This window comes from Microbacterium sp. NPDC057658 (genome assembly GCF_042799975.1).
Lineage (GTDB): Bacteria > Actinomycetota > Actinomycetes > Actinomycetales > Microbacteriaceae > Microbacterium.
On sequence record NZ_JBHVHT010000001.1, the window covers coordinates 2,171,837 to 2,191,824 of the forward strand.

18 protein-coding genes and 1 tRNA gene are annotated in these 19,988 nt (G+C 71.2%); 13 read left to right on the forward strand and 6 right to left on the reverse strand.

Annotated features, from left to right (window positions below):
- Positions 1 to 166: 166 nt before the first annotated feature.
- From pdhA to ACFU8V_RS10375, 3 genes are read left to right on the forward strand one after another with little or no spacing between them, the layout of a single operon-like run.
- Positions 167 to 1,282, forward strand: a complete 1,116-nt coding sequence (gene pdhA / locus ACFU8V_RS10365; RefSeq protein ID WP_025103415.1) for a pyruvate dehydrogenase (acetyl-transferring) E1 component subunit alpha — start codon at positions 167 to 169, stop codon at positions 1,280 to 1,282.
- Positions 1,283 to 1,284: 2 nt separating this feature from the next.
- Complete coding sequence (locus ACFU8V_RS10370; protein WP_025103416.1) at positions 1,285 to 2,295, forward strand: alpha-ketoacid dehydrogenase subunit beta; 1,011 nt, start codon at positions 1,285 to 1,287, stop codon at positions 2,293 to 2,295.
- Positions 2,292 to 3,671: a dihydrolipoamide acetyltransferase family protein gene (locus ACFU8V_RS10375; RefSeq protein WP_025103417.1), complete on the forward strand. Its 1,380-nt coding sequence runs from the start codon at positions 2,292 to 2,294 to the stop codon at positions 3,669 to 3,671. Before ACFU8V_RS10370 ends, ACFU8V_RS10375 begins: the two co-directional genes overlap by 4 nt.
- Here ACFU8V_RS10375 and ACFU8V_RS10380 read toward each other — a convergent pair.
- A complete protein-coding gene (locus ACFU8V_RS10380) occupies positions 3,664 to 4,266 on the reverse strand; it encodes a TetR/AcrR family transcriptional regulator (RefSeq protein WP_378870872.1) in 603 nt (200 codons plus the stop codon). The genes ACFU8V_RS10375 and ACFU8V_RS10380 overlap by 8 nt on opposite strands.
- Before the next feature lie 111 nt (positions 4,267 to 4,377).
- Between ACFU8V_RS10380 and ACFU8V_RS10385 the strand changes: the two genes are divergently transcribed.
- Genes ACFU8V_RS10385 through ACFU8V_RS10405 form a run of 5 tightly spaced genes read left to right on the forward strand, consistent with a single transcriptional unit; the run spans position 4,378 to position 10,320 of the window.
- The gene (locus ACFU8V_RS10385) at positions 4,378 to 5,931 is read left to right on the forward strand and encodes a carboxyl transferase domain-containing protein (RefSeq protein ID WP_085607938.1); all 1,554 of its coding nucleotides are present in this window, start codon (positions 4,378 to 4,380) and stop codon (positions 5,929 to 5,931) included.
- Between the two features lie 5 nt (positions 5,932 to 5,936).
- A complete protein-coding gene (locus ACFU8V_RS10390) occupies positions 5,937 to 7,871 on the forward strand; it encodes an acetyl/propionyl/methylcrotonyl-CoA carboxylase subunit alpha (protein ID WP_378870876.1) in 1,935 nt (644 codons plus the stop codon).
- Positions 7,871 to 9,019 (forward strand): acyl-CoA dehydrogenase family protein, encoded by a 1,149-nt coding sequence (locus ACFU8V_RS10395; RefSeq protein WP_366215662.1) that lies wholly within the window; start codon positions 7,871 to 7,873, stop codon positions 9,017 to 9,019. The genes ACFU8V_RS10390 and ACFU8V_RS10395 overlap by 1 nt, the downstream gene beginning before the upstream one ends.
- Positions 9,020 to 9,034: 15 nt before the next feature.
- Complete coding sequence (locus ACFU8V_RS10400; protein ID WP_371512203.1) at positions 9,035 to 9,517, forward strand: MaoC family dehydratase; 483 nt, start codon at positions 9,035 to 9,037, stop codon at positions 9,515 to 9,517.
- Positions 9,514 to 10,320, forward strand: coding sequence for a CoA ester lyase (locus tag ACFU8V_RS10405; RefSeq protein ID WP_025103423.1), 807 nt, complete (start codon positions 9,514 to 9,516; stop codon positions 10,318 to 10,320). Before ACFU8V_RS10400 ends, ACFU8V_RS10405 begins: the two co-directional genes overlap by 4 nt.
- Before the next feature lie 8 nt (positions 10,321 to 10,328).
- On the opposite strand, the gene ACFU8V_RS10410 is transcribed toward ACFU8V_RS10405, so the two are convergent.
- The gene (locus ACFU8V_RS10410) at positions 10,329 to 10,916 is read right to left on the reverse strand and encodes a histidine phosphatase family protein (protein WP_025103424.1); all 588 of its coding nucleotides are present in this window, start codon (positions 10,914 to 10,916) and stop codon (positions 10,329 to 10,331) included.
- Positions 10,913 to 11,752 carry a Sir2 family NAD-dependent protein deacetylase gene (locus tag ACFU8V_RS10415; RefSeq protein ID WP_315106033.1) on the reverse strand — a complete coding sequence of 280 codons (840 nt, stop codon included), beginning with the start codon at positions 11,750 to 11,752 and terminating at the stop codon, positions 10,913 to 10,915. The genes ACFU8V_RS10410 and ACFU8V_RS10415 overlap by 4 nt, the downstream gene beginning before the upstream one ends.
- Positions 11,753 to 11,817: 65 nt before the next feature.
- On the opposite strand from ACFU8V_RS10415, the gene ACFU8V_RS10420 reads away from it, so the two are divergent.
- A complete protein-coding gene (locus ACFU8V_RS10420) occupies positions 11,818 to 12,624 on the forward strand; it encodes an RNA methyltransferase (protein WP_315106031.1) in 807 nt (268 codons plus the stop codon).
- Between the two features lie 9 nt (positions 12,625 to 12,633).
- On the opposite strand, the gene ACFU8V_RS10425 is transcribed toward ACFU8V_RS10420, so the two are convergent.
- The gene (locus tag ACFU8V_RS10425) at positions 12,634 to 13,461 is read right to left on the reverse strand and encodes an SGNH/GDSL hydrolase family protein (RefSeq protein ID WP_025103427.1); all 828 of its coding nucleotides are present in this window, start codon (positions 13,459 to 13,461) and stop codon (positions 12,634 to 12,636) included.
- A gap of 146 nt (positions 13,462 to 13,607) precedes the next feature.
- On the opposite strand from ACFU8V_RS10425, the gene ACFU8V_RS10430 reads away from it, so the two are divergent.
- Positions 13,608 to 15,350 carry a DEAD/DEAH box helicase gene (locus tag ACFU8V_RS10430; protein WP_378870884.1) on the forward strand — a complete coding sequence of 581 codons (1,743 nt, stop codon included), beginning with the start codon at positions 13,608 to 13,610 and terminating at the stop codon, positions 15,348 to 15,350.
- 130 nt (positions 15,351 to 15,480) lie between these two features.
- A complete protein-coding gene (locus ACFU8V_RS10435; protein WP_126893227.1) occupies positions 15,481 to 16,578 on the forward strand; it encodes a VIT1/CCC1 family protein in 1,098 nt (365 codons plus the stop codon).
- 94 nt (positions 16,579 to 16,672) lie between these two features.
- On the opposite strand, the gene ACFU8V_RS10440 is transcribed toward ACFU8V_RS10435, so the two are convergent.
- Positions 16,673 to 16,755, reverse strand: a tRNA-Leu gene (locus ACFU8V_RS10440).
- 113 nt (positions 16,756 to 16,868) lie between these two features.
- On the opposite strand from ACFU8V_RS10440, the gene ACFU8V_RS10445 reads away from it, so the two are divergent.
- Both ACFU8V_RS10445 and ACFU8V_RS10450 read left to right on the forward strand, forming a co-directional pair.
- Positions 16,869 to 18,164: a M20/M25/M40 family metallo-hydrolase gene (locus ACFU8V_RS10445; protein WP_378870887.1), complete on the forward strand. Its 1,296-nt coding sequence runs from the start codon at positions 16,869 to 16,871 to the stop codon at positions 18,162 to 18,164.
- Positions 18,165 to 18,211: 47 nt separating this feature from the next.
- Positions 18,212 to 19,042, forward strand: a complete 831-nt coding sequence (locus ACFU8V_RS10450; RefSeq protein ID WP_378870890.1) for an undecaprenyl-diphosphate phosphatase — start codon at positions 18,212 to 18,214, stop codon at positions 19,040 to 19,042.
- A 13-nt stretch (positions 19,043 to 19,055) separates the two neighbouring features.
- Here the strand turns inward: ACFU8V_RS10450 and ACFU8V_RS10455 are convergent, their stop codons facing one another.
- Entirely contained in the window at positions 19,056 to 19,904 is an 849-nt protein-coding gene (locus tag ACFU8V_RS10455) for a PAC2 family protein (protein ID WP_025103432.1), read from the reverse strand.
- Positions 19,905 to 19,988: the final 84 nt, after the last annotated feature.

The window sequence follows — 19,988 nt, forward strand, 5'->3', positions numbered from 1 at the left end:
CAAACCCTAGCAGCACGGCATCGGAGAAAAATGAGCAACATGCTCAATCGGCGTTGAGTTGCTTGAGCGAGGTGTTGACCAGACGTACCCTCAGACCATGCCGGTGATGACGCCGGCTCCATTGTGCGTCGCCCCACGAGGGCCGCCAGGGACGAGGAGGACGATGATGTCGCCGCAGACCACCCCCATCGCGGACACCGCCCAGGATCTCGAGCTGTCGGAGCGGATCCTCGCTCCGGACGGGACCCGCGTCGCGAACGCCCGCCTCGACCCATTCGTCGCCGATGTCGACGCCGCGCAGCTGCGCGCCCTGCATCGCGACATGGTCATCCTCCGCCGGATCGACGCCGAAGGTGTCGCCCTGCAGCGCCAGGGGCAGCTCGGTCTCTGGGCGCCGTGCCAGGGGCAGGAGGCCACGCAGATCGGCACCGCCCGGGCCCTCGATCCGCAGGACTACGTCTTCCCGAGCTACCGTGAGACCGGCGTGATCTACGCCCGCGGCGCCCAGCCGGGGGACTACGTGCGCATGTGGCGCGGCGAGGAGGGTGCCGCCTACGATCCCGCGGTCCTGCGGGTCGCTCCGCTGCAGATCATCATCGGCGCCCAGACCCTGCACGCGGTCGGGTACGCCCTCGGCATCCGGCACGAGAAGGCCCCGGAGGTCGCCGTGACCTACTTCGGAGACGGGGCCACCAGTCAGGGGGACGTGAACGAGGCGATGATCTTCGCCGCGTCCTACCAGGTGCCGGTCGTGTTCGTCTGCCAGAACAACCACTGGGCCATCTCCGAGCCGGTCGCGGTGCAGTCGCAGTACCCGATCGCGGGACGCGCCCCCGGATTCGGGATCCCGAGCCTCCGCGTGGACGGCAACGACGTCCTCGCGTGCCTGGCGGCGATGCGCTGGGCGCTGGAGCACGCACGCTCCGGGAAGGGGCCGGCCTACATCGAGGCGGTGACCTACCGGATGGGTCCGCACACCACCGCGGACGACCCCACCAGGTACCGGGACGAGGCCGAGCTGGAGTCGTGGCGGCGCCGCGACCCCATCGCGCGCATCGAGGCGTACCTCCGCGCGACCGGCGACCTCACCGCGGAGCACGTCGCCGAGACGCAGGCGGCTGCGGACGCCATCGCCAAGGAGATGCGCGCGACCTGCCTGGGCATGGTCACCCGTCCGCCGCTGGCGGTCTTCGACGGCGTCTACGCCGAGCCGCACACGGGTCTGGAGCGGCAGCGCGACGAGTACGCCGCCTATCTGGCGTCGTTCGAGGGTGAGGCGTGACCATGACCGAGCTCACTCTCGGCAAGGCGCTCGGCGCCGGCCTGCGTCAGGCGATGCGCGACGACGAGAAGGTGGTGCTCCTGGGGGAGGACATCGGCAAGCTCGGCGGCGTCTTCCGGATCACGGACGGCCTCCTCGACGAGTTCGGGGCGGCCCGGGTCATCGACACCCCCCTCGCGGAGTCCGGGATCGTCGGCACGGCCGTCGGCCTCGCCTTCCGCGGATACCGCCCGGTCGTCGAGATCCAGTTCGACGGGTTCGTCTACCCGGCCTTCGACCAGATCGTCTCCCAGGTCGCGAAGCTCCACTACCGCACCCAGGGGCGGGTGAAGATGCCGATCACCATCCGGATCCCCTGGGCCGGCGGCATCGGTGCCGCGGAGCATCATTCCGAGTCTCCGGAGGCGTACTTCGCGCACACGGCCGGCCTTCGGGTGGTCGCCGTGTCGAACCCGGAGGACGCCTACCGGAGTCTTCGCCAGGCGATCGCCTCGGACGACCCCGTCGTGTTCTTCGAGCCCAAGCGCCTCTATCACCACAAGGGGGAGGTCGACCTAGAGGCCCCGCTCGCGGATGCCCCGCCGATGGGTGTCGCGCGGGTGGTGCGCCCGGGCACCGACGTCACCGTCCTCACCTACGGGGCCATGGTGAGCACCGCGCTGCAGGCGGCCGAAGCCGCGGAGGACGAGGGCATCGCCCTGGAGGTGATCGACCTGCGGTCGCTCTCGCCGGTGGACTACGACTCCGTCGCCGCCTCGGTGCGCAAGACCGGGCGTGTGGTCGTGGCGCACGAGGCCTCCCGGGAAGCCGGACTCGCCGCAGAGGTCATCGCGAGCGTGACGGAGCGCTGCTTCGAGTACCTGGAGTCCGCTCCGCTGCGGGTCACCGGCCACGACGTGCCCTACCCGCCGGCCAAGCTCGAGAAGTACCACCTGCCGGACCTCGACCGGATCCTCGATGCGGTCGACCGCGTGATGGATCGCCCGCACAGCCTGACGGGAGCAGACGCATGATCGCCGAATTCCGTCTCCCCGACCTCGGCGAAGGACTCACCGAGGCCGAGGTGGTGCAGTGGCTCGTCGCGCCCGGCGACAGCGTCGCGCTGAACCAGACCCTCGCGGAGGTCGAGACGGCCAAGGCCGTCGTCGAGCTGCCGTCGCCATACGAGGGCACGGTGTCGACCCTGCACGCGGACGCGGGAGAGACCGTCGCCGTGGGAGCGCCGCTGATCGCCTTCGACATCGAGGGGGACGACCCTCCGGCGGCGCCGTCCGGTGGCGAGCAGGAGTCCTCCGCGGAGAAGGCGCAGCCGAACCTCGTGGGCTACGGGGCCGCCCCGACCTCGAGCGGACGCCCCGCGCGCCGGGCGCGGCGCCGGAGTGCCGCCCCGGTGGCCTCGGCGGCCGACACGGCCGTTCTCGAGGCGGCTCCGCACGACGCGACGCCATCGGTCGCGGTCGAGCCCGTTCTGGAGCGACCACGGTCCACCCCTCCGGTGCGCGCCTACGCCAAACGACGGGGCGTCGACCTCGTCCTCGTCGCCGCGGAAGTCGGTGACCGCGTGATCACGAGGGCAGACGTGGATGCGTACGCGGAGCGCATCGGAGCGGAGCCGGCACGGCCCGCCGGGACGCCCGAGCGCGAGACCACCCCGATCTCCGGAACTCTCCCGCGCGCGGAGGAGAGGCCGCGGGAGACGCGCATCCCGATCCGCGGGGTCCGCAAGCACACGGCGGCGGCGATGGTGCAGAGCGCGTTCACCGCCCCGCACGTCACGGTGTTCCACACGGTCGATGTGACCGCGACCATGGAGATGCTGGCACGTCTCCGCGACGACCGAGCGCTCTCGGAGCATCGGATCGGCCCGCTCGCCGTCGTCGCGAAGGCGGTCTGCCTCGCCCTGCGCCGTGCTCCGGGCCTGAACGCGCGATGGGACGAGGAGTCCGGGGAGATCGTCGAGTACGGCTTCGTCGACCTGGGCATCGCCGCCGCGACCGAGCGTGGTCTCATCGTGCCGATGATCCGGGACGCGGAGCGGATGAATCTGGTGGAGCTGTCCGCAGCGATCCGTGCCCTCGCGGAGACCGCGCGTGCGGGGAAGACCTCGCCGGCCGAACTCGCCGGAGGTACGTTCTCGCTGTCGAACATCGGGGTGTTCGGGGTGGACGCCGGAACACCGATCCTCCCGCCGGGGCAGTCCGGAATCCTCGCGGTCGGCGCCGTGCGTCGGCAGCCGTGGGAGTACCGCGGGGAGATCGCGCTGCGTCAGCTCATGACGCTGAGCCTGTCCTTCGACCACCGCCTCGTGGACGGGGCCGAGGGCGCGACGTTCCTCAAGGACGTGGCGGACATCCTCGAGGACCCGGGGCGGGCGATGCTGCTCAGCTAGCGGCGCGCAGCGCGGCCTCGGCCATCGCGACCAGCACGGTCGCGGTGGCCGCGTGCCGTCTCGTCGCGGCGCGTGTGCTGTGCGGGGTGGAGTTGATGAGACCGAAGCACGCCTGCACGCGCAGCCGCAGCTCGTCGCGGTCCAGGGGCTCCGGATGATCCAGGGCGGCGAGCGCATCCATCCAGAGCTCGATGTAGGCGCGCTGCAGGCGACGGACCTCGGCGCGGTCGTCGTCGTCGAGGAAGGCGAGGTCCCGGTCCTGCACCTGGATCACCTCGGCGTTGCCGAGCGCGAACTCGACGTGGAAGCGGATGAGTCCGCGCATCCGCTCGTCGGCTGCCGTCGTCTCCGCGGACACGCGTCGTCCGCCCGCGACGAGGTCCTGACTGACCTTGACCAGGACCGCGCCGAGAAGGGCCTGCTTCCCGGCGAAGTGGCGGTACACGGCAGGCCCGGACACGCCGACGGCGGCGCCGATGTCCTCCAGGCTCACGCCGCTGTACCCGCGCGCGGCGAAGAGCCGTGCCGCGGCATGCAGAAGCGCGTCGGAGCGTTCCGCCTTGGCGCGGTCGCGGGCGGTGGCGGGGCTTGTCATCTCAGTTAATCCTCGCTAACCTGAATCAACGGGTTAGTGAACACTAACCGAGAATGCATGCAGCGCGCCAGGCTCCCACCCGGCGCGACGTGGGTCGAGGAGGACGTCACGATGCCGGCAACCCAGGAAGCGCTCGCCCAGCAGCTCCGCGACCGTCTCGCCGCGGCAGCGCAGGGCGGGCCGACCGCCTCGCGTGAGCGACACGTCGCCCGCGGCAAACTGCTTCCTCGCGACAGGGTGGCGCGCGTCCTCGACGAGGACAGTCCGTTCCTCGAGGTCGCGCCGCTCGCGGCCGACGGCCTGTACGGCGGCGAGGCACCCGGGGCCGGTGTCATCGCCGGCATCGGCCTGGTCCACGGCCGGCACGTCATGGTGGTCTGCAACGACGCCACCGTGAAGGGCGGGACCTACTATCCGCTCACCGTGAAGAAGCATCTGCGCGCGCAGGAGATCGCCCTCGAGAACCGCCTGCCCTGCCTCTACCTCGTCGACTCGGGCGGCGCCTTCCTTCCCCGCCAGGATGAGGTGTTCCCGGATCGGGAGCACTTCGGACGCATCTTCTTCAACCAGGCGCGGCTGTCCGCGCAGGGCATCCCGCAGCTCGCAGCGGTCCTCGGCTCGTGCACGGCCGGGGGCGCCTACGTTCCGGCGATGAGCGACGAGACCGTCATCGTCCGGGGACAGGGCACGATCTTCCTGGGCGGGCCGCCGCTGGTGAAGGCGGCGATCGGCGAGGTGGTCACGGCGGAGGAGCTCGGGGGAGGGGAGCTGCACGCCCGTCGCAGTGGCGTCGTGGATCACCTGGCCGACGACGACGAGCACGCCCTGGAGATCCTCCGGGACATCGTCGCCACGCTTCCGCCGCCGCCCGCCCCGGCCTGGGACGTCGGCGACAGTCGACCGCCCGCGGAGGCCGGCTCCCTGTATGACGTCGTTCCGGTGGACGTCAACGCCTCCTACGACGTGCGCGAGGTCATCGCCCGCCTCGTCGACGGCGACACCTTCCATGAGTTCAAGGCCGAGTACGGCACCACGCTGGTGACGGGTTTCGCGCGGCTGCACGGCCACCCCGTCGGCATCGTCGCGAACAACGGCGTGCTGTTCAGCGAGTCGGCGCTCAAGGGCGCGCACTTCATCGAGCTCTGCGATCAGCGGGGCATCCCCCTGCTCTTCCTGCAGAACATCACCGGGTTCATGGTCGGCTCCGATGCGGAGGCCGGTGGCATCGCGAAAGACGGGGCGAAGATGGTCACGGCCGTCGCGACCACCCGCGTCCCGAAGCTCACCGTCATCATCGGGGGCTCCTTCGGAGCGGGCAACTACTCGATGTGCGGACGTGCCTACTCTCCGCGGTTCCTCTGGACCTGGCCCGCGAGTCGGATCTCGGTCATGGGCGGACCCCAGGCCGCCTCGGTGCTCGCCACCGTGAAGGACGACCAGCTCTCGGCGCGAGGGGAGTCGTGGACCGCGGAGGAGCGTGCGGCGTTCGAGGAGCCGATCCGGGCGCAGTACGAAGAGCAGGGCGAGCCGTACTACGCCACCGCACGGCTCTGGGACGACGGCATCGTCGATCCGGAGCAGACCCGTGACCTCCTCGGACTCGCCCTGGACGTCGTCGCCCGCAGTCCTCTGCCCGAGCCGCGCTTCGGCGTCTTCCGGATGTGAGCCCCATGTCGCCTTCACCCGAACTCTCGTTCTCCTCGGTCATCGTCGCGAACCGTGGCGAGATCGCGCGCCGGATCATCCGGACCCTCCGCGACCTCGGCATCCGCAGCATCGCGGTCTACAGCGACGCGGACGCGGACGCGCCGCACGTCCGCGAGGCGGATGCCGCCGTGCGGATCGGTCCGGCACCGGCTGCGGAGTCGTACCTCGACATCGATGCCGTCATCGCGGCGGCTCGTGCCTCCGGAGCGGAGGCCGTCCATCCCGGCTACGGATTCCTCTCCGAGAGCGTCGGGCTCGCGGAGGCGTGTGCGGAGAGCGGCATCGTCTTCATCGGTCCCACCGTCGAGGCGCTGCAGATCATGGGGGACAAGGCGCGAGCCCGTGAGCACGTGAGCCGCAGCGGCGTGCCCGTGGTGCCGGGGTTCGACGCGCGCGGGCTGTCCGACGCGGAGATCCGCGAGGAGGCGGAGGCTGTCGGATTCCCGCTCCTCGTGAAGCCGAGCGCGGGCGGCGGGGGGAAGGGCATGGAGGTCGTCGCCGACAGCACGGGTCTGGCGAGCGCGCTCAGCTCCGCCCGACGGGTCGCGGCATCCGCCTTCGGCGACGACGCGCTCATCTTGGAACGTCTCATCCGTCGACCGCGACACATCGAGGTGCAGGTGTTCGGCGACGCCCACGGCACCGTCGTGGCGCTCGGCGAGCGCGAGTGCACGCTCCAGCGTCGTCATCAGAAGGTGATCGAGGAGGCGCCGTCCGCCGGGATCCCGTCCGCGACCCGCGACCGGCTGCTCGCGGCGGCGGTGCGGGCAGCGGAGAGCGTCGCCTACGTCGGGGCCGGCACCGTGGAGTTCCTCGTCGACGCGGACGCCCCGGAAGACGTCTTCTTCATCGAGATGAACACCCGGCTGCAGGTGGAGCATCCGGTGACCGAGGAGGTCACCGGACTCGACCTCGTCGCGCTGCAGCTCCGCATGGCCGATGGACAGCCGCTCGACGTCGAGCCCCGCACGACCGGCCATGCCGTGGAGGCGCGGGTGTACGCCGAGTCGCCGGACCGGGGGTTCCTGCCCTCGACGGGGACCGTGCTGCTCTTCGAGGCGCCTCCGGGCGTCCGGGTGGATGCGGCCGTCGAGTCCGGGAGCGTGGTGAGCGGGTTCTACGACCCGATGATCGCGAAGGTCATCGCGTGGGCGGAGGACAGGGAGACGGCGCTGCAGCGCCTGGACGACGCCCTCGCCCGCACCGTGGTGTTGGGCGTGGAAACGAACATCGCGTTCCTGCGCCAGCTGCTTCAGGACCGCCGTGTGCGCGAGGGAGACCTCGACACCGGACTCATCGAGACCCTGCTCCCGCTCGCACCGGTGCCTCCGTCGGCGGCGCAGCTCGCGGCGGCCGCCGGCGTGGTGCAGACCCGCTCCGCGACGGTCACCGCGCGCGAGAGCGCCGGCCCGCTGTGGCACAGCCTCCCGGGATGGCGTCTCGGAGCGGCGCCGTGCACCCCCGAACCCGTCGCCCTGCTCACCGACTACGACGAGATCGCGCGCGCGACGCCGCCCCTGGTGCGCTCCGACCGGGTGCACGTGGCCCGCGACGCCGAGGGCGCGGTATGGGTCAGCGAGGAAGGACGGACGCTCCGGCTGCGTCCCCTGGACCGCCGCGGCCGGATGCGCAGGCGCCTCGCCGCCGCGGAACGCGAGGCCAGGGCCACGGAACCCGAGGCTCGCGCGCCCATGCCCGGCGGCGTCGTGGCTGTTCATGCCGCGGACGGCGAGAGGGTGCGTGCGGGAGCGCCTCTCGTGTCGATCGAGGCGATGAAGATGGAGCACCCCGTGCTCGCGCCGCACGACGGCGTGGTGCGGCTGCTGGTCGCGGTCGGCGATCAGGTGCGGCGCGACCAACCGGTCGCCCGCGTGACGATGACGGAGGAGGACCGATGATGCACGATCTCACCGAGGAGGAGCGCGAGCTCGCCGCGATGGTACGCGAGTTCGCCGACACGGTCGTCGCGCCGCAGGCGTACGAGGCGGATCGCACGCACACGCTCTCCATGGACGTCGTGCGGCAGATGGGGGAGCTCGGTCTCTTCGGACTCCCCTTCCCCGAGGAGTACGGCGGGCAGGGCGGTGACTACACGGCGCTCGGCCTCGCCATCGAGGCTCTGGGACGGGTCGACCAGTCGATCGCGATCACCCTCGAGGCCGGGGTGAGCCTCGGGGCGATGCCCGTCTTCCGCTTCGGCACCGAGGAGCAGAAGCGCGAGCTGCTGCCGGATCTCCTCGCCGGTCGTGCCCTCGCCGGGTTCGGGCTCACCGAGCCCGAGGCCGGGAGCGACGCCGGGGCGACGCGCACGACGGCGCGGCTCGACGGCGACGAGTGGGTGATCGACGGCTCCAAGCAGTTCATCACCAACTCGGGCACTCCGATCACCCGTTTCGTCACGGTCACCGCGGTCACCGGCCAGAGCGAGGGACGCAAGGAGATCTCGACGATCATCGTCCCGAACGGTACGCCGGGATTCACGGTCGAGCCGCCCTACGACAAGGTGGGGTGGAACGCGTCGGACACCCATCCGCTGACGTTCGACGGAGCGCGGGTGCCGGCGGGCAATCTCCTCGGCGAGCGGGGGAGCGGGTTCCGCAACTTCCTCAGCATCCTGGACGAGGGCCGCATCGCGATCGCCGCCCTGTCGACCGGCGCGGCGGAGGGGTGCCTGGAGGCGGCGGTCGAGTACGCCAGGAGCCGCACCATCTTCGGCAGCCCCCTCAGCACGCGGCAGAACGCCCAGTTCACGCTGGCGCGGATGAGGGCGCGCGTGCATACCGCACGGCTCGCCTGGCTCCACGCTGCACGCCTGCGTGACGCGGGAGAGGCGTTCGCCGAGCAGGCGGCCATCGCGAAGCTCGTCGCGGGCGAGGCCGCGATGGACAACGCCCGCGATGCGACGCAGATCTTCGGTGGCAACGGCTTCATGAACGAATTCCCGGTGGCGCGCCACTACCGTGACTCCAAGATCCTCGAGATCGGCGAGGGGACCACCGAGGTCCAGCTCCTCGTGATCGCCAGGGCGCTCGGACTCGCCCGGTAGCGTGGAGGCATGACCATGCGCGAGGTCGTGCAGCGCGGCCTGTACTACGAGGAGTTCGAGACCGACGTCCGGTACGTGCACCGCCCCGGTCGCACGGCTACGGAGGCGGACAACGTCCTCTTCACGACGCTGACGATGAACACCCAGGCGCTGCATCTGGACGCGGCGTTCGCGGATGCCCAGGAGCCTTTCCACGCGCGCCTCATGAACTCCATGTGGACGCTGTCGACGATGGTGGGCTCCTCGGTCGCCCAGCTCACGCAGGGGACGCTGGTGGCGCAGCTCGGCCTCGGCGACATCGCCTTCCCGCATCCGCTGTTCGCCGGGGACACGCTCACGACCGAGAGCGTCGTCGTCGACAAGCGGCTCTCGTCGTCCCGTCCCGGCCAGGGCGTCGTGCAGATCGCGCACACCGGACGCAATCAGGACGGCACGGTGGTCGCGACGGCCGTCCGGACGGTGCTGGTGCGCTGCCGGCCGGAGGAGGACGCCGCATGACCTTCGAACTCGGCCCTGCCCTGCTGTTCTGCCCGGCGGACCGCCCGGAACGCTTCGCGAAGGCCCAGGAGCGGGCGGATGCCGTGATCCTCGATCTGGAGGACGCCGTGTTGCCGGAGGCGAAGAGCGAGGCCCGCGAGAACATCGTCGCCGCGGACCTCGACCCCGCGCGCGTCATCGTACGGGTGAATGCGCCGGACTCCGCGGCGTTCGCGGACGACCTCAAGGCCCTGGCTCGCTCGCCGTTCCGGACCGTGATGGTGGCGAAGACGGAGAGCGCGGAGGGCCTGGACGCCTTCGACGCGGGCTTCACCCTCCTCGCGCTGTGCGAGACGGCGCGCGGAATCCATGCGGCGCCCGAGATCGCCGCGCACCCGGCGGTCGCCGGACTGATGTGGGGCGCGGAGGATCTGGTGGCCTCCCTCGGCGGCACCTCGTCCCGCAACACGGAGGGCGGCTACCGCGACATCGCGCGCTACGCCCGCTCCCGGGTGCTCCTGGAGGCCGGTGCGCACGGCAAGGCGGCGATCGACGCGGTGCACGTCGACATCGGCGATACCGCGGGGCTGGAGCGGGAGGCGAACGATGCGGCGGCGTCGGGGTTCCGCGCGACGGCATGCATCCATCCGAGTCAGGTCGCGGTCATCCGGGCGGCATATGCCCCGGACGCCGAGACCGTGGCATGGGCGCGCGAGGTGCTCGCCGCTGCGGCGCAGGAGCGCGGTGTGTTTCGCTTCCGGGGGCGCATGGTGGACGAGCCCGTCCTGCGCCACGCGCGCGCCGTGGTCTCCCGCGCCGGCTGACCGTCCCGTCAGAGGACGGGCGTCTCCTCGAGCAGTCGGAGGTAGCCGGGTGCCGCGACGAACCGGTGCGCGGAGCCGTTGCGCAGCACCTCGCCGTCCCGGGGGAGCGTACCGCCGGAGACATGGTCGATGACGGCGCGGATGACTCCGCCGTGGGTCACCACGAGCACCGACTCCGCCTGCGGCGCCGACCTCCGCCGGGCGTCGCGCGCGATGCGGTGGAGCGCCGCGATGGCGCGGACGCCGACCTCGTGCAGCGATTCCGCGCCGGGGACCTCCGCGTGCCAGTCGCCGTAGGTCGAGATGTAGTCGGGGACGAGCATGCCCTCGCCCTCGCCGAACTCCCGCTCCCGGATGTCGGGGACCACGCCGGCGATCTCCAAGCCCAGGCGCTCCGCGATGATGCCGGCGGTCTCGCTCGCCCGCACGAGCGGGCTCGTGTAGACGGCATGGTGCGTCGTGCCGGCGAGTTTCTCTGCCGCCCACCGCGCGTCCTCGCGGCCCGTCTCGTTCAACGGGATGTCGGTCGACCCCTGGATGCGGCGGGCGAGGTTCCAGTCGGTCTGACCGTGGCGGATGAGGGTGAGATAGGTCACGACAGCATCTCCTGCAGGGCGGGGAGCACGTCGCTGGTGCCGGCGGCGATGGTGACATCGGCCCAGGCGTCCGCGCGGGTCGGCTCGCGATTGACGATGATCAGAGGGATGCCGCGTCGACGCGCCCGGTTCACGAGGCGCACGCCGGAGTTCACGACGAGAGAGGAGCCGGCCACGATGAGCGCGTCGCTGGAGCGCAGCAACGATTCGGCGGCACGGAAGCGATCCTGCGGCACATACTCTCCGAAGAACACCACGTCGGGTTTGAGCATGCCCGCGCACACGGTGCAGGTCGGGACCACGAAGCCCTCGGTGCTCTCCGGGAGCACGTCGCCGTCCGGGGCCAGCGCCACGTTCTCCGGGACGGTGATCCAGGGGTTGCGCTCCTCGATCTGCGCGGCGATGTCACGACGGTCGAACACCTGACCACAGTGCAGGCAGAGCACGCGGCGCATGGTCCCATGCACCTCGATGACGTGCGAGCTGCCCGCGCGGAGGTGCAGTCCGTCGACGTTCTGGGTGATGACACCCGAGGCCACGCCCCTGGACTCCATCTCCGCGAGGGCGCGGTGGCCGGGATTCGGGGCGGCCTGCGCGAACGCCCGCCAGCCGAGGTGGCCGCCGACCCAGTAGCGGCGCCGGGCGGCCTCGTCGCCGAGGTAGGTCTGGATCGTCATGGGGTCGCTGCGGGTGCGCGCCCCCTCGCCGCGGTAGGCGGGAATGCCGGAGTCGGTCGAGATCCCGGCGCCGGTGAGAAGGGCGATCCGCTTGCCGCGCAGCAGGTCGGCGGCGTGGGAGAGCTCAGCCGACGGCTCAGCGGTGTTCGTCACGCTCACAGGACCTCCTCGATCGAGTCTACGGGGCGCGGGGTGGACGAGAACCGGGATGGCAGAGTGGAGCGGTGTACCTCCAGCATGTGACCGACATCGACGACCCGCGGCTGGACGACTACCGCGGCCTCACCGACACCGCCCTCCGCGCCGTCCGCGAGCCCGCGGAGGGACTCTACATCGCCGAGACCACCAAGGTGATCGAGCGCGCGCTGGCCGCCGGGCACGAACCCCGATCGGTGCTGGCCTCGGCCCGGCGCGTCGACGAGGTGCGGCGCATCCTGGGGGAGCGCGCCGTTCCGGTGCTCGTGGTCCCGGACGAGGTCGCGGAACAGGTCACCGGCTATCAGGTCCACCGCGGAGCCCTCGCCGCCATGCGCCGTCCGTCTCTGGCGCCGGTCGCCGACGTGGTGCGCGACGCGCGGCTGGTGCTGGTGCTGGAGAACCTGGGCGATCACACCAACGTCGGCGCCGCCTTCCGCGCCGCCGCCGGCCTGGGGGCGGATGCGGTGCTCGTGTCGGCGCGCTGTGCCGACCCGCTCTACCGTCGCAGCGTCCGGGTGAGCATGGGCACGGTGTTCCAGGTGCCCTGGACCCGGATCGACGAGTGGTCGTCGGCGGTCTCGGATCTCCGTGAGCAGGGCTTCGACATCGCTGCCCTCGCACTCAGTGACACAGCCGTGGATCTCCGGATGTATGCCGCACAGCGGCCCGAGAAGGTGGCGCTGCTCTTCGGAGCCGAAGGCGACGGTCTCACGCGGACCGCGCTCGACAGCGCGGACACCGTGGTCACCATTCCGATGGCCGGCGGCGTGGATTCGCTCAACGTCGCCTCGGCCGCCGCCGTGGCGCTGTGGGCACTCGCTCCCGCGGAGTGAGAGTGCGCGTCACTCCTTGCCGGGGAGGATGACCGGGGAGGGCTCGGGGCGCTTGGCAGCGATGTGGTCGCCGGACGACTGGTGGCGCAGCCGGCGGAGCACCCAGGGCACGAGGTGCTCCCGGGCCCAGCCGAGGTCTTCGCTGCGGGCGGCACGCCAGGTCCGCAGCGGCAGCGGCTCGGGCTGCATGGCCTCGAGGTCGTTCGGAACGTTGAGGGCGCGGAGCACCATCCGCGCGACCTCGTGGTGGCCGAGCGCGTTGTAGTGCAGGCGATCGTCGTCGAAGAATCGCGCATCCTGCACGACCTTCAGTGCCCACTGGTCCGCGACGATGCAGTCGTGGCGCTCCGCGATCGCGCGGACGTTCTCGTTGTAGATCGCGACTTTGCCGCGGAAGGGACGGAACACCGGCGTGAACCCCGTGTCGATGCCGGTGAACACGACCACGGCCGCGCCGGTGGACGACAGGCGCGCCACCGCGTCCTCCAGCTGCGCGGCGATGGCATCCGGATCGGTGCCGGGGCGGATGACGTCGTTGCCGCCCGCGCAGATCGAGATGAGGTCGGGGCGCAGCGCGACGGCGGGCTCCACCTGATCGGCGACGATCTGCGCGATGAGCTTCCCCCGGACGGCGAGGTTGGCATAGGCGAAGTCGTCAACCTGCTGGGCGAGCACCTCGGCGACGCGATCGGCCCAGCCGCGGTGACCCCCGGGGGCCGCCGGGTCCGGGTCGCCGATGCCCTCGGTGAACGAGTCGCCGATCGCGACGAACCGGCGCCACGGGTGCGGAGTCTCGTTCGCGACGTACGGGGTCCTGGTCGATTCCTGATCGCTCATCCGGCTCTCCTTCGCGAAGGCGTGCGCGCACGATGGTGACCGCCGCGCAGTGACCGAGCCTACCCGTGCCGGTGCCTTCGAGGGGGGACGCGCGCGGCACCCCCGCGGATGCCGCGGTGTCGGTGGGAGCGATTATCGTGGAGTCGATGCTCTCTCCGTCCTTCCCTCAGCGCGCCCCGTGGGGAACGGCGAACAAGCTGCGGGCATGGCAGCAGGAGGCTCTGGACGCGTACTTCCAGGCCGACCAGCGTGACTTCCTCGTGGCCGCCACACCGGGCGCCGGCAAGACCACGTTCGCGCTCACCCTTGCGGTCGAGCTCATGCGCATGGGCGAGGTGAACCGGGTCATCGTCGTGGCACCCACGGAGCACCTGAAGACCCAGTGGGCCGACGCCGCCGCCCGCGTCCACATCCGGCTCGACCCGCGCTTCCGCAACAGCGACTGGGCACCGGCGCGGCACTATCACGGCGTCGTGGTCACGTATGCGCAGGTCGCCGCGAAGTCGTCGGTGCACCGTCACCTGACGGAGGACGCGAAGACCCTGGTCATCCTCGATGAGGTGCACCACGGCGGCGACGCCTTGAGCTGGGGCGACGCGATCCGCGATGCTTACGGACCTGCGAAACGCCGACTGCTGCTCTCGGGGACCCCGTTCCGGAGCGACACCGCACCGATCCCGTTCGTGGAGTACCTCCCGGACGAGACCGGAGCCCGGGTCTCCAGCACCGACTACGCCTACGGGTACGGCCGCGCTCTCGCGGACGGCGTCGTCCGTCCCGTGCTCTTCCACATGTATGCCGGGAAGATGCGGTGGCGGACGAGTGCCGGCGACGAACTCGAGACCCATCTGGGACAGGACAACACGAAGGACGTCACCTCGCAGGCCTGGCGAACGGCCCTCGACCCCGAGGGCGACTGGATGCCTGCTGTGCTCTCCGCGGCGGATCGCCGTCTGACCGAGATCCGGCACCACATCCCCGATGCCGGCGGACTCGTGCTGGCGACGGATCAGACCGTCGCCCGGGCCTACGCCAAGATCCTGCACAGCATCACCCGCGAGCAGCCGACGATCGTGCTGTCCGACGACGCCACCGCCTCCGAGCGTATCGAGAAGTTCTCGGAGGGCACCGCCCGGTGGATGGTCGCGGTGCGCATGGTCTCGGAGGGCGTCGACGTGCCGCGGCTCGCGGTGGGCGTGTACGCGACGTCGTCGTCCACCCCGCTGTTCTTCGCTCAGGCCATCGGCCGCTTCGTGCGGGCGCGTCGTCGAGGCGAGGCGGCGAGCGTCTTCCTCCCGCACGTCCCCGTGCTGATGAAGCTCGCGAACGAGATGGAGAAGCAGCGCGATCACGCGCTCGACCGTCAGTCGAAGGACGACGACCGCCTCGAGGACTCGCTGCTGGAGAGCGCGAACCGCGAGGACGAGGCCTCCGACGCGCTGACCCAGGAGTTCAGCTACCAGGCGATCTCCTCCGTCGCCCACTTCGACCGCATGGTGTTCGACGGGAAGGAGTTCGGCCAGCTCGCCGAGCCGAACACGCCCGAGGAGGAGGAGTTCATCGGCTTCCCCGGTCTGCTCGAGCCCGAGCACGTGCACGAGCTCTTGATGCAGCGGCAGGCCCGCCAGTCCCGGCACCGCGAGGTCCGGGAAGCCCAGGCCGACCCGACGCAGACGACGACACTGCCGGCGCCGCTGCATCGGACACTGCGCGAGCAGCGCCAGCTGCTGAACAGCCTGGTGGGCCTCTACGCCCGGCAGTCGGGCCAGCCGCACGGCGCCGTGCATGCCGAGCTCCGTCGTATCTGCGGCGGTCCGGCGGTGGCGCAGGCGACCGTGACGCAGCTGCAGTCCCGCATCGAGGTGCTGCGCAAGCGCGTCCGCTCCTGAGCACTTTCCGGTCGCTGCTTCGGATCCCCGAAATGCTGGCAATCCGTGCCAGGACGCGGCCGGGGCGGCACCGCGCGGATAGCGTGGAACGGTTGCCCGGATGCCGGGCACCGTGACACCTGGAGGTTCCATGACAGCCCCTGCCGCAGCCGATTCCACGGCCGCCGATCGACGGCGCTGGGCTCGCTATCTCGTCGAGGAACGGGCGGAGGGCGCCGTCTATCAGCGCCTCGCGGCCCGCCGGTCGGGGGAGGAGCGGGCGATCCTGCTCGGGCTCGCCGAGGCCGAGCGCCGCCACGAGAAGCACTGGCTCGACCTGCTGGGCGGCGAACCGACGCGCCTGCCGCGGGCCGGGGTCCGTTCCCGCCTCCTGGGGTGGATGGCCGGCCGTTTCGGCTCGATCTTCGTCCTCGCCCTCGCCCAGAGCGCCGAGGCCCGCTCTCCTTACGACGCCGAGCGCTGGGCCACCCCGGCCATGCGCGCCGACGAGAAGGTCCACCACGAGGTCGTCCGCGGTCTCGCCGCGCGCGGCCGCCGGCGCCTCTCCGGCTCCTTCCGCGCGGCCGTCTTCGGGGCGAACGACGGTCTCGTAAGCAACCTCGCCCTCGTGCTCGGCATCGGCGCCACCGGCGTGAGCTCGGGTTTCGTCCTGTTCAGCGGCATCGCGGGTCTCCTCGCGGGCGCACTGTCGATGGGCGCGGGGGAGTTCGTGTCCGTGCGGTCGCAGCGGGAGCTCCTCACGGCCACCGAGGCGAACGAGGATGCCGCGGCGGCCGCGGCCGACCTCGACATCGACGAGAACGAGCTCGCGCTCGTGTACCGCGCCCGCGGCATGGATCAGGGCGAGTCGCTGGCCCGGGCCCGTCGCATCGTCCAGGCGGCCCAGGAAGGCGTCCGGCGTGCGGCTACGGGGCCGGTGGCCGTCCAGGGCGGCGACGCCCACGAGGTCGTCGGCAACGACTGGACGGCGGCCATCTCCAGCTTCCTCCTCTTCGCCTCCGGCGCGATCGTGCCCGTCCTGCCCTGGATCTTCGGCATGGAGGGCACCGCGGCGATCGTGCTCGCGCTCGTGCTGGTCGGCGTCGCGCTGCTCAGCACCGGTGCGATGGTCGGCGTCCTCTCCGGAGGACCGCCGCTCCGGCGGGCCCTGCGGCAGCTCGCCATCGGGTTCGGCGCGGCGGCGGTGACCTACGCGCTGGGTCTGCTCTTCGGCGTCGGCGCGGTGTGACGGTCCTGCGGTCCCGCTCGCGCGGGACCGCAGCGCACCGCCATGACCGCACCGGAAACCACGAAGGCCCCGGATCCGGGGCCTTCGCTCTCTGTGCGCGGAGGGGGACTTGAACCCCCACGCCCTATCGGGCACTAGCACCTCAAGCTAGCGCGTCTACCATTCCGCCACCCGCGCAGGTGTTGGATTTGATCGTTGCCGACCGAAGAATGAGATTAGCACGTTCTCGGAGGCGTCTCGAACCGAGCGTGACGCCCGGGCGTGGCACGCGGTTTCGATAGCCTGAGTCCATGACCGATTCCTCCCTGCCGGAGGTCGCCCGCGTCGCGAGCGACCTCATCCGCATCGACACCTCCAACTACGGCGGCGGCAACGCGAAAGGGGAGCGGGAGGCGGCCGAGTACGTCGGGGCGTACCTGGAGGAGCTGGGACTCGAGGTCGAGTACTACGAGCCCATCCCGCGGCGCACGAACGTCATGGCGCGGGTCCCGGGCCGCGACCGCACCAAGCCGGCTCTCGTCGTGCACGGCCACCTGGACGTCGTGCCCGCGGTCGCCGAGGACTGGACGGTGGATCCGTTCGCCGGCACCGTGCAGGACGGCATGCTGTGGGGTCGCGGCGCGGTCGACATGAAGAACATGGACGCGATGATCCTCACCGCCGTGGCCGACATCCTGCGCGCGGGGGAGCAGCCGGAGCGCGACCTCGTCCTGGCGTTCTTCGCCGATGAGGAGAACGGCGGGGTCGAGGGCTCCGCGCTCGTCGTGAAGGACCGGCCGCAGTGGTTCGCCGGGGCGACGGCCGCGATCAGCGAGGTCGGCGGCTACTCCATCTCGGTGGACGACCGTCGGGCGTACCTGCTGCAGGTGGGCGAGAAGGCGCTGATCTGGATCCGCCTCGTCGCCACCGGCCGGGCGGGGCACGGCAGCCGCCTGCACGAGGACAACGCCGTCACGAAGCTCGCCGAGGCCGTCGCCGCCATCGGCCGCACGCGGTGGCCGGTCCGGCTCACGCCGACGACGGAGGCGCTGCTCGAGGGCCTGAGCGCGCTGAGCGGCCGGAGCGCCGACGACCCCGACGCCCTCGCCACCGCGGCCGGCCCGGCTGAGGCCTTCCTGCGGTCGACGTTCCGCACGACGACCAACCCGACGGCTCTCACCGCCGGCTACAAGCACAACGTCATCCCGGAGCGCGCCGAGGCGCTGATCGACGTCCGCGTGATCCCGGGGACCGAGGACGACGTGCTCGCGGAGCTCCAGCGCATCGTGGGTGACGACATCCGGATCGAGACCGTGGTCCGTGACATCGGCATGGAGACGCCGTTCACAGGGGAGCTCGTCGAGGCGATGGTGGCGGCGCTGGGGCGGCACGACCCCGGTGTCCCCGTCATCCCGTACCTCCTGGGCGCGGGAACCGACAACAAGGCGCTGGCCACGCTCGGCATCACCGGCTACGGCTTCGCCCCGCTGCGCCTGCCGGCCGATCTCGACTTCACCGGGATGTTCCACGGAGTCGACGAGCGGGTGCCCGTAGACTCACTTGTCTTCGGTCAGCGGGTGCTGGCCGATCTGCTGCGCACGTACTGAGCGGCGTCAACGCGCTCCGTGCCGCCCCGAAAGACGAAGGCCTCTCCATGCACCTGCTCGAAGCACTGATCCTGGGAATCGTCCAGGGTCTCACCGAGTTCCTGCCGATCTCCTCCAGCGCCCATCTGCGGGTCGTGGGGACGTTCCTGCCCTCCGGGGAGGACCCGGGCGCGGCGTTCACCGCCATCACGCAGATCGGCACGGAGGCCGCCGTCGTCGTGTTCTTCTGGCGCGACATCGTCCGCATCATCTCCCAGTGGCTCCGGTCCCTCGCCGGAAAGGTGCCGCGGAACGACCCGGACGCGCGCATGGGGTGGCTCATCATCATCGGCAGCATCCCGATCGTGCTGCTCGGACTCCTGTTCCAGGACCAGATCGAGACCGTCTTCCGCTCGCTCTGGATCGTGGCGATCATGCTCATCGTGTTCGGCATCCTCCTGGGCATCGCCGACCACGTCGGAGCCAAGCGCCGCACGCTCGACGATCTGACCTACCCGCACGGCATCGCCTTCGGACTCGCCCAGGCACTCGCCCTCATCCCCGGGGTCTCGCGGTCCGGCGGCACGATCACCATGGGGCTGTTCCTCGGCTACGAGCGCGCCGCCGCCGCCCGCTACGCGTTCCTGCTGGCGATCCCGGCCGTGTTCGGCAGCGGCTTCTACCAGCTGTTCAAGAGCTGGGGCGAGCCGTCCTTCTTCTCGCTCGGCGACACGATGGCCGCGACAGGGGTCGCCTTCGTCGTCGCGCTCGGCGTGATCGCGTTCTTCATGAACTGGATCTCGAAGCGCAGCTTCCTGCCGTTCGTGATCTACCGGATCCTGCTCGGCGGCGTGCTGCTCGTGCTGCTCGCGATGGGCGTGATCCCGGCCTCGGCCTGAGCCGGACGCCTGATCAGCGCTTGCGGTCGCCGCGGCCGTCGTCGCGGCGCCGCAGGTAGCGCTCGAAGGCCTGGGCGATCGCGTCTCCCGACGCATCGGGGGAGTCCCATGTGTCCCGCGTGCGCTCCAGCTGCCGGATGTACTCCGCCATGTCCTCGTCCTCGGATGCGGCGGCATCGATCGACGCCTCCCAGGCCGCGGCTTCCGTGCGGAGGTGCCGGCGGTCGACATCCACCCCGGTCAGCTCCTCGAGACGGTCGAGGAGGGCCAGGGTGACCTTCGGCGAAGGGGCGGCGGAGGCGACGTAGTGCGGGACGCTCGCCCAGAGGCTCACGGAGGGGATGCCCGCGTTCTCGGCGAAGTGCTCGAGAACGGTGAGGATGCCGACCGGGCCCTCGTACACCGACCGCTCCAGCGCATGCGCCTCCCGGACCTGCTCGTTCTGGCTCGACGCGAAGATCGAGATCGGGCGAGTGTGCGGCACGTCGGAGAGCATGGCGCCGAGGGTCACGAAGCCGGTGATGTCGTCGCGCAGGGCGACGTCGATGAACTCGGACGCGAACGCCTGCCAGGTGCGCGCGGGCTCGGCGCCGGTGAGGAGCCAGAACTCCGGGCCGGGTCCGGGCTCGCGCGGACGCCACAGCCCCGCCTCCGGCCACGTCATCTGACGGCGGCCCTCGGCGTCGAGCCGGGTGGCGGGTCGCGTGTACTGGTAGTCGAAGTAGAGTTCCGGGTCGACCGAGTGCACGAGGTCGTAGCCGCCCGCCGCCTGCAGCGCGCCGACGGCTCCGGTCGCGGCCTCACCGGCGTCGTTCCAGCCGTCGAAGGCGGCGATGATGATGCGCGAACCGAGAACGTCCATGCCGTGCTCCCTTCGAGGTCGTGGCTCCGTCCCCCCAGGCTAGCCCGCGTCGAGGGGATGTGGGCGGGCCCGGCTAGCATGGGT

What these genes read in the sequence shown, in the direction of transcription:
- ACFU8V_RS10375 (WP_025103417.1), top strand. Translation starts at nt 2,292, where the DNA reads ATGATCGCCGAATTCCGTCTCCCCGACCTCGGCGAAGGACTCACCGAG.
- ACFU8V_RS10400 (WP_371512203.1), top strand. Translation starts at nt 9,035, where the DNA reads ATGCGCGAGGTCGTGCAGCGCGGCCTGTACTACGAGGAGTTCGAGACC.
- ACFU8V_RS10395 (WP_366215662.1), top strand. Translation starts at nt 7,871, where the DNA reads ATGCACGATCTCACCGAGGAGGAGCGCGAGCTCGCCGCGATGGTACGC.
- ACFU8V_RS10370 (WP_025103416.1), top strand. Translation starts at nt 1,285, where the DNA reads ATGACCGAGCTCACTCTCGGCAAGGCGCTCGGCGCCGGCCTGCGTCAG.
- ACFU8V_RS10390 (WP_378870876.1), top strand. Translation starts at nt 5,937, where the DNA reads ATGTCGCCTTCACCCGAACTCTCGTTCTCCTCGGTCATCGTCGCGAAC.
- ACFU8V_RS10380 (WP_378870872.1), bottom strand. Translation starts at nt 4,266, where the DNA reads ATGACAAGCCCCGCCACCGCCCGCGACCGCGCCAAGGCGGAACGCTCC.
- ACFU8V_RS10430 (WP_378870884.1), top strand. Translation starts at nt 13,608, where the DNA reads ATGCTCTCTCCGTCCTTCCCTCAGCGCGCCCCGTGGGGAACGGCGAAC.
- ACFU8V_RS10405 (WP_025103423.1), top strand. Translation starts at nt 9,514, where the DNA reads ATGACCTTCGAACTCGGCCCTGCCCTGCTGTTCTGCCCGGCGGACCGC.
- ACFU8V_RS10435 (WP_126893227.1), top strand. Translation starts at nt 15,481, where the DNA reads ATGACAGCCCCTGCCGCAGCCGATTCCACGGCCGCCGATCGACGGCGC.
- ACFU8V_RS10425 (WP_025103427.1), bottom strand. Translation starts at nt 13,461, where the DNA reads ATGAGCGATCAGGAATCGACCAGGACCCCGTACGTCGCGAACGAGACT.
- ACFU8V_RS10455 (WP_025103432.1), bottom strand. Translation starts at nt 19,904, where the DNA reads ATGGACGTTCTCGGTTCGCGCATCATCATCGCCGCCTTCGACGGCTGG.
- ACFU8V_RS10445 (WP_378870887.1), top strand. Translation starts at nt 16,869, where the DNA reads ATGACCGATTCCTCCCTGCCGGAGGTCGCCCGCGTCGCGAGCGACCTC.
- ACFU8V_RS10450 (WP_378870890.1), top strand. Translation starts at nt 18,212, where the DNA reads ATGCACCTGCTCGAAGCACTGATCCTGGGAATCGTCCAGGGTCTCACC.
- ACFU8V_RS10385 (WP_085607938.1), top strand. Translation starts at nt 4,378, where the DNA reads ATGCCGGCAACCCAGGAAGCGCTCGCCCAGCAGCTCCGCGACCGTCTC.
- pdhA (WP_025103415.1), top strand. Translation starts at nt 167, where the DNA reads ATGTCGCCGCAGACCACCCCCATCGCGGACACCGCCCAGGATCTCGAG.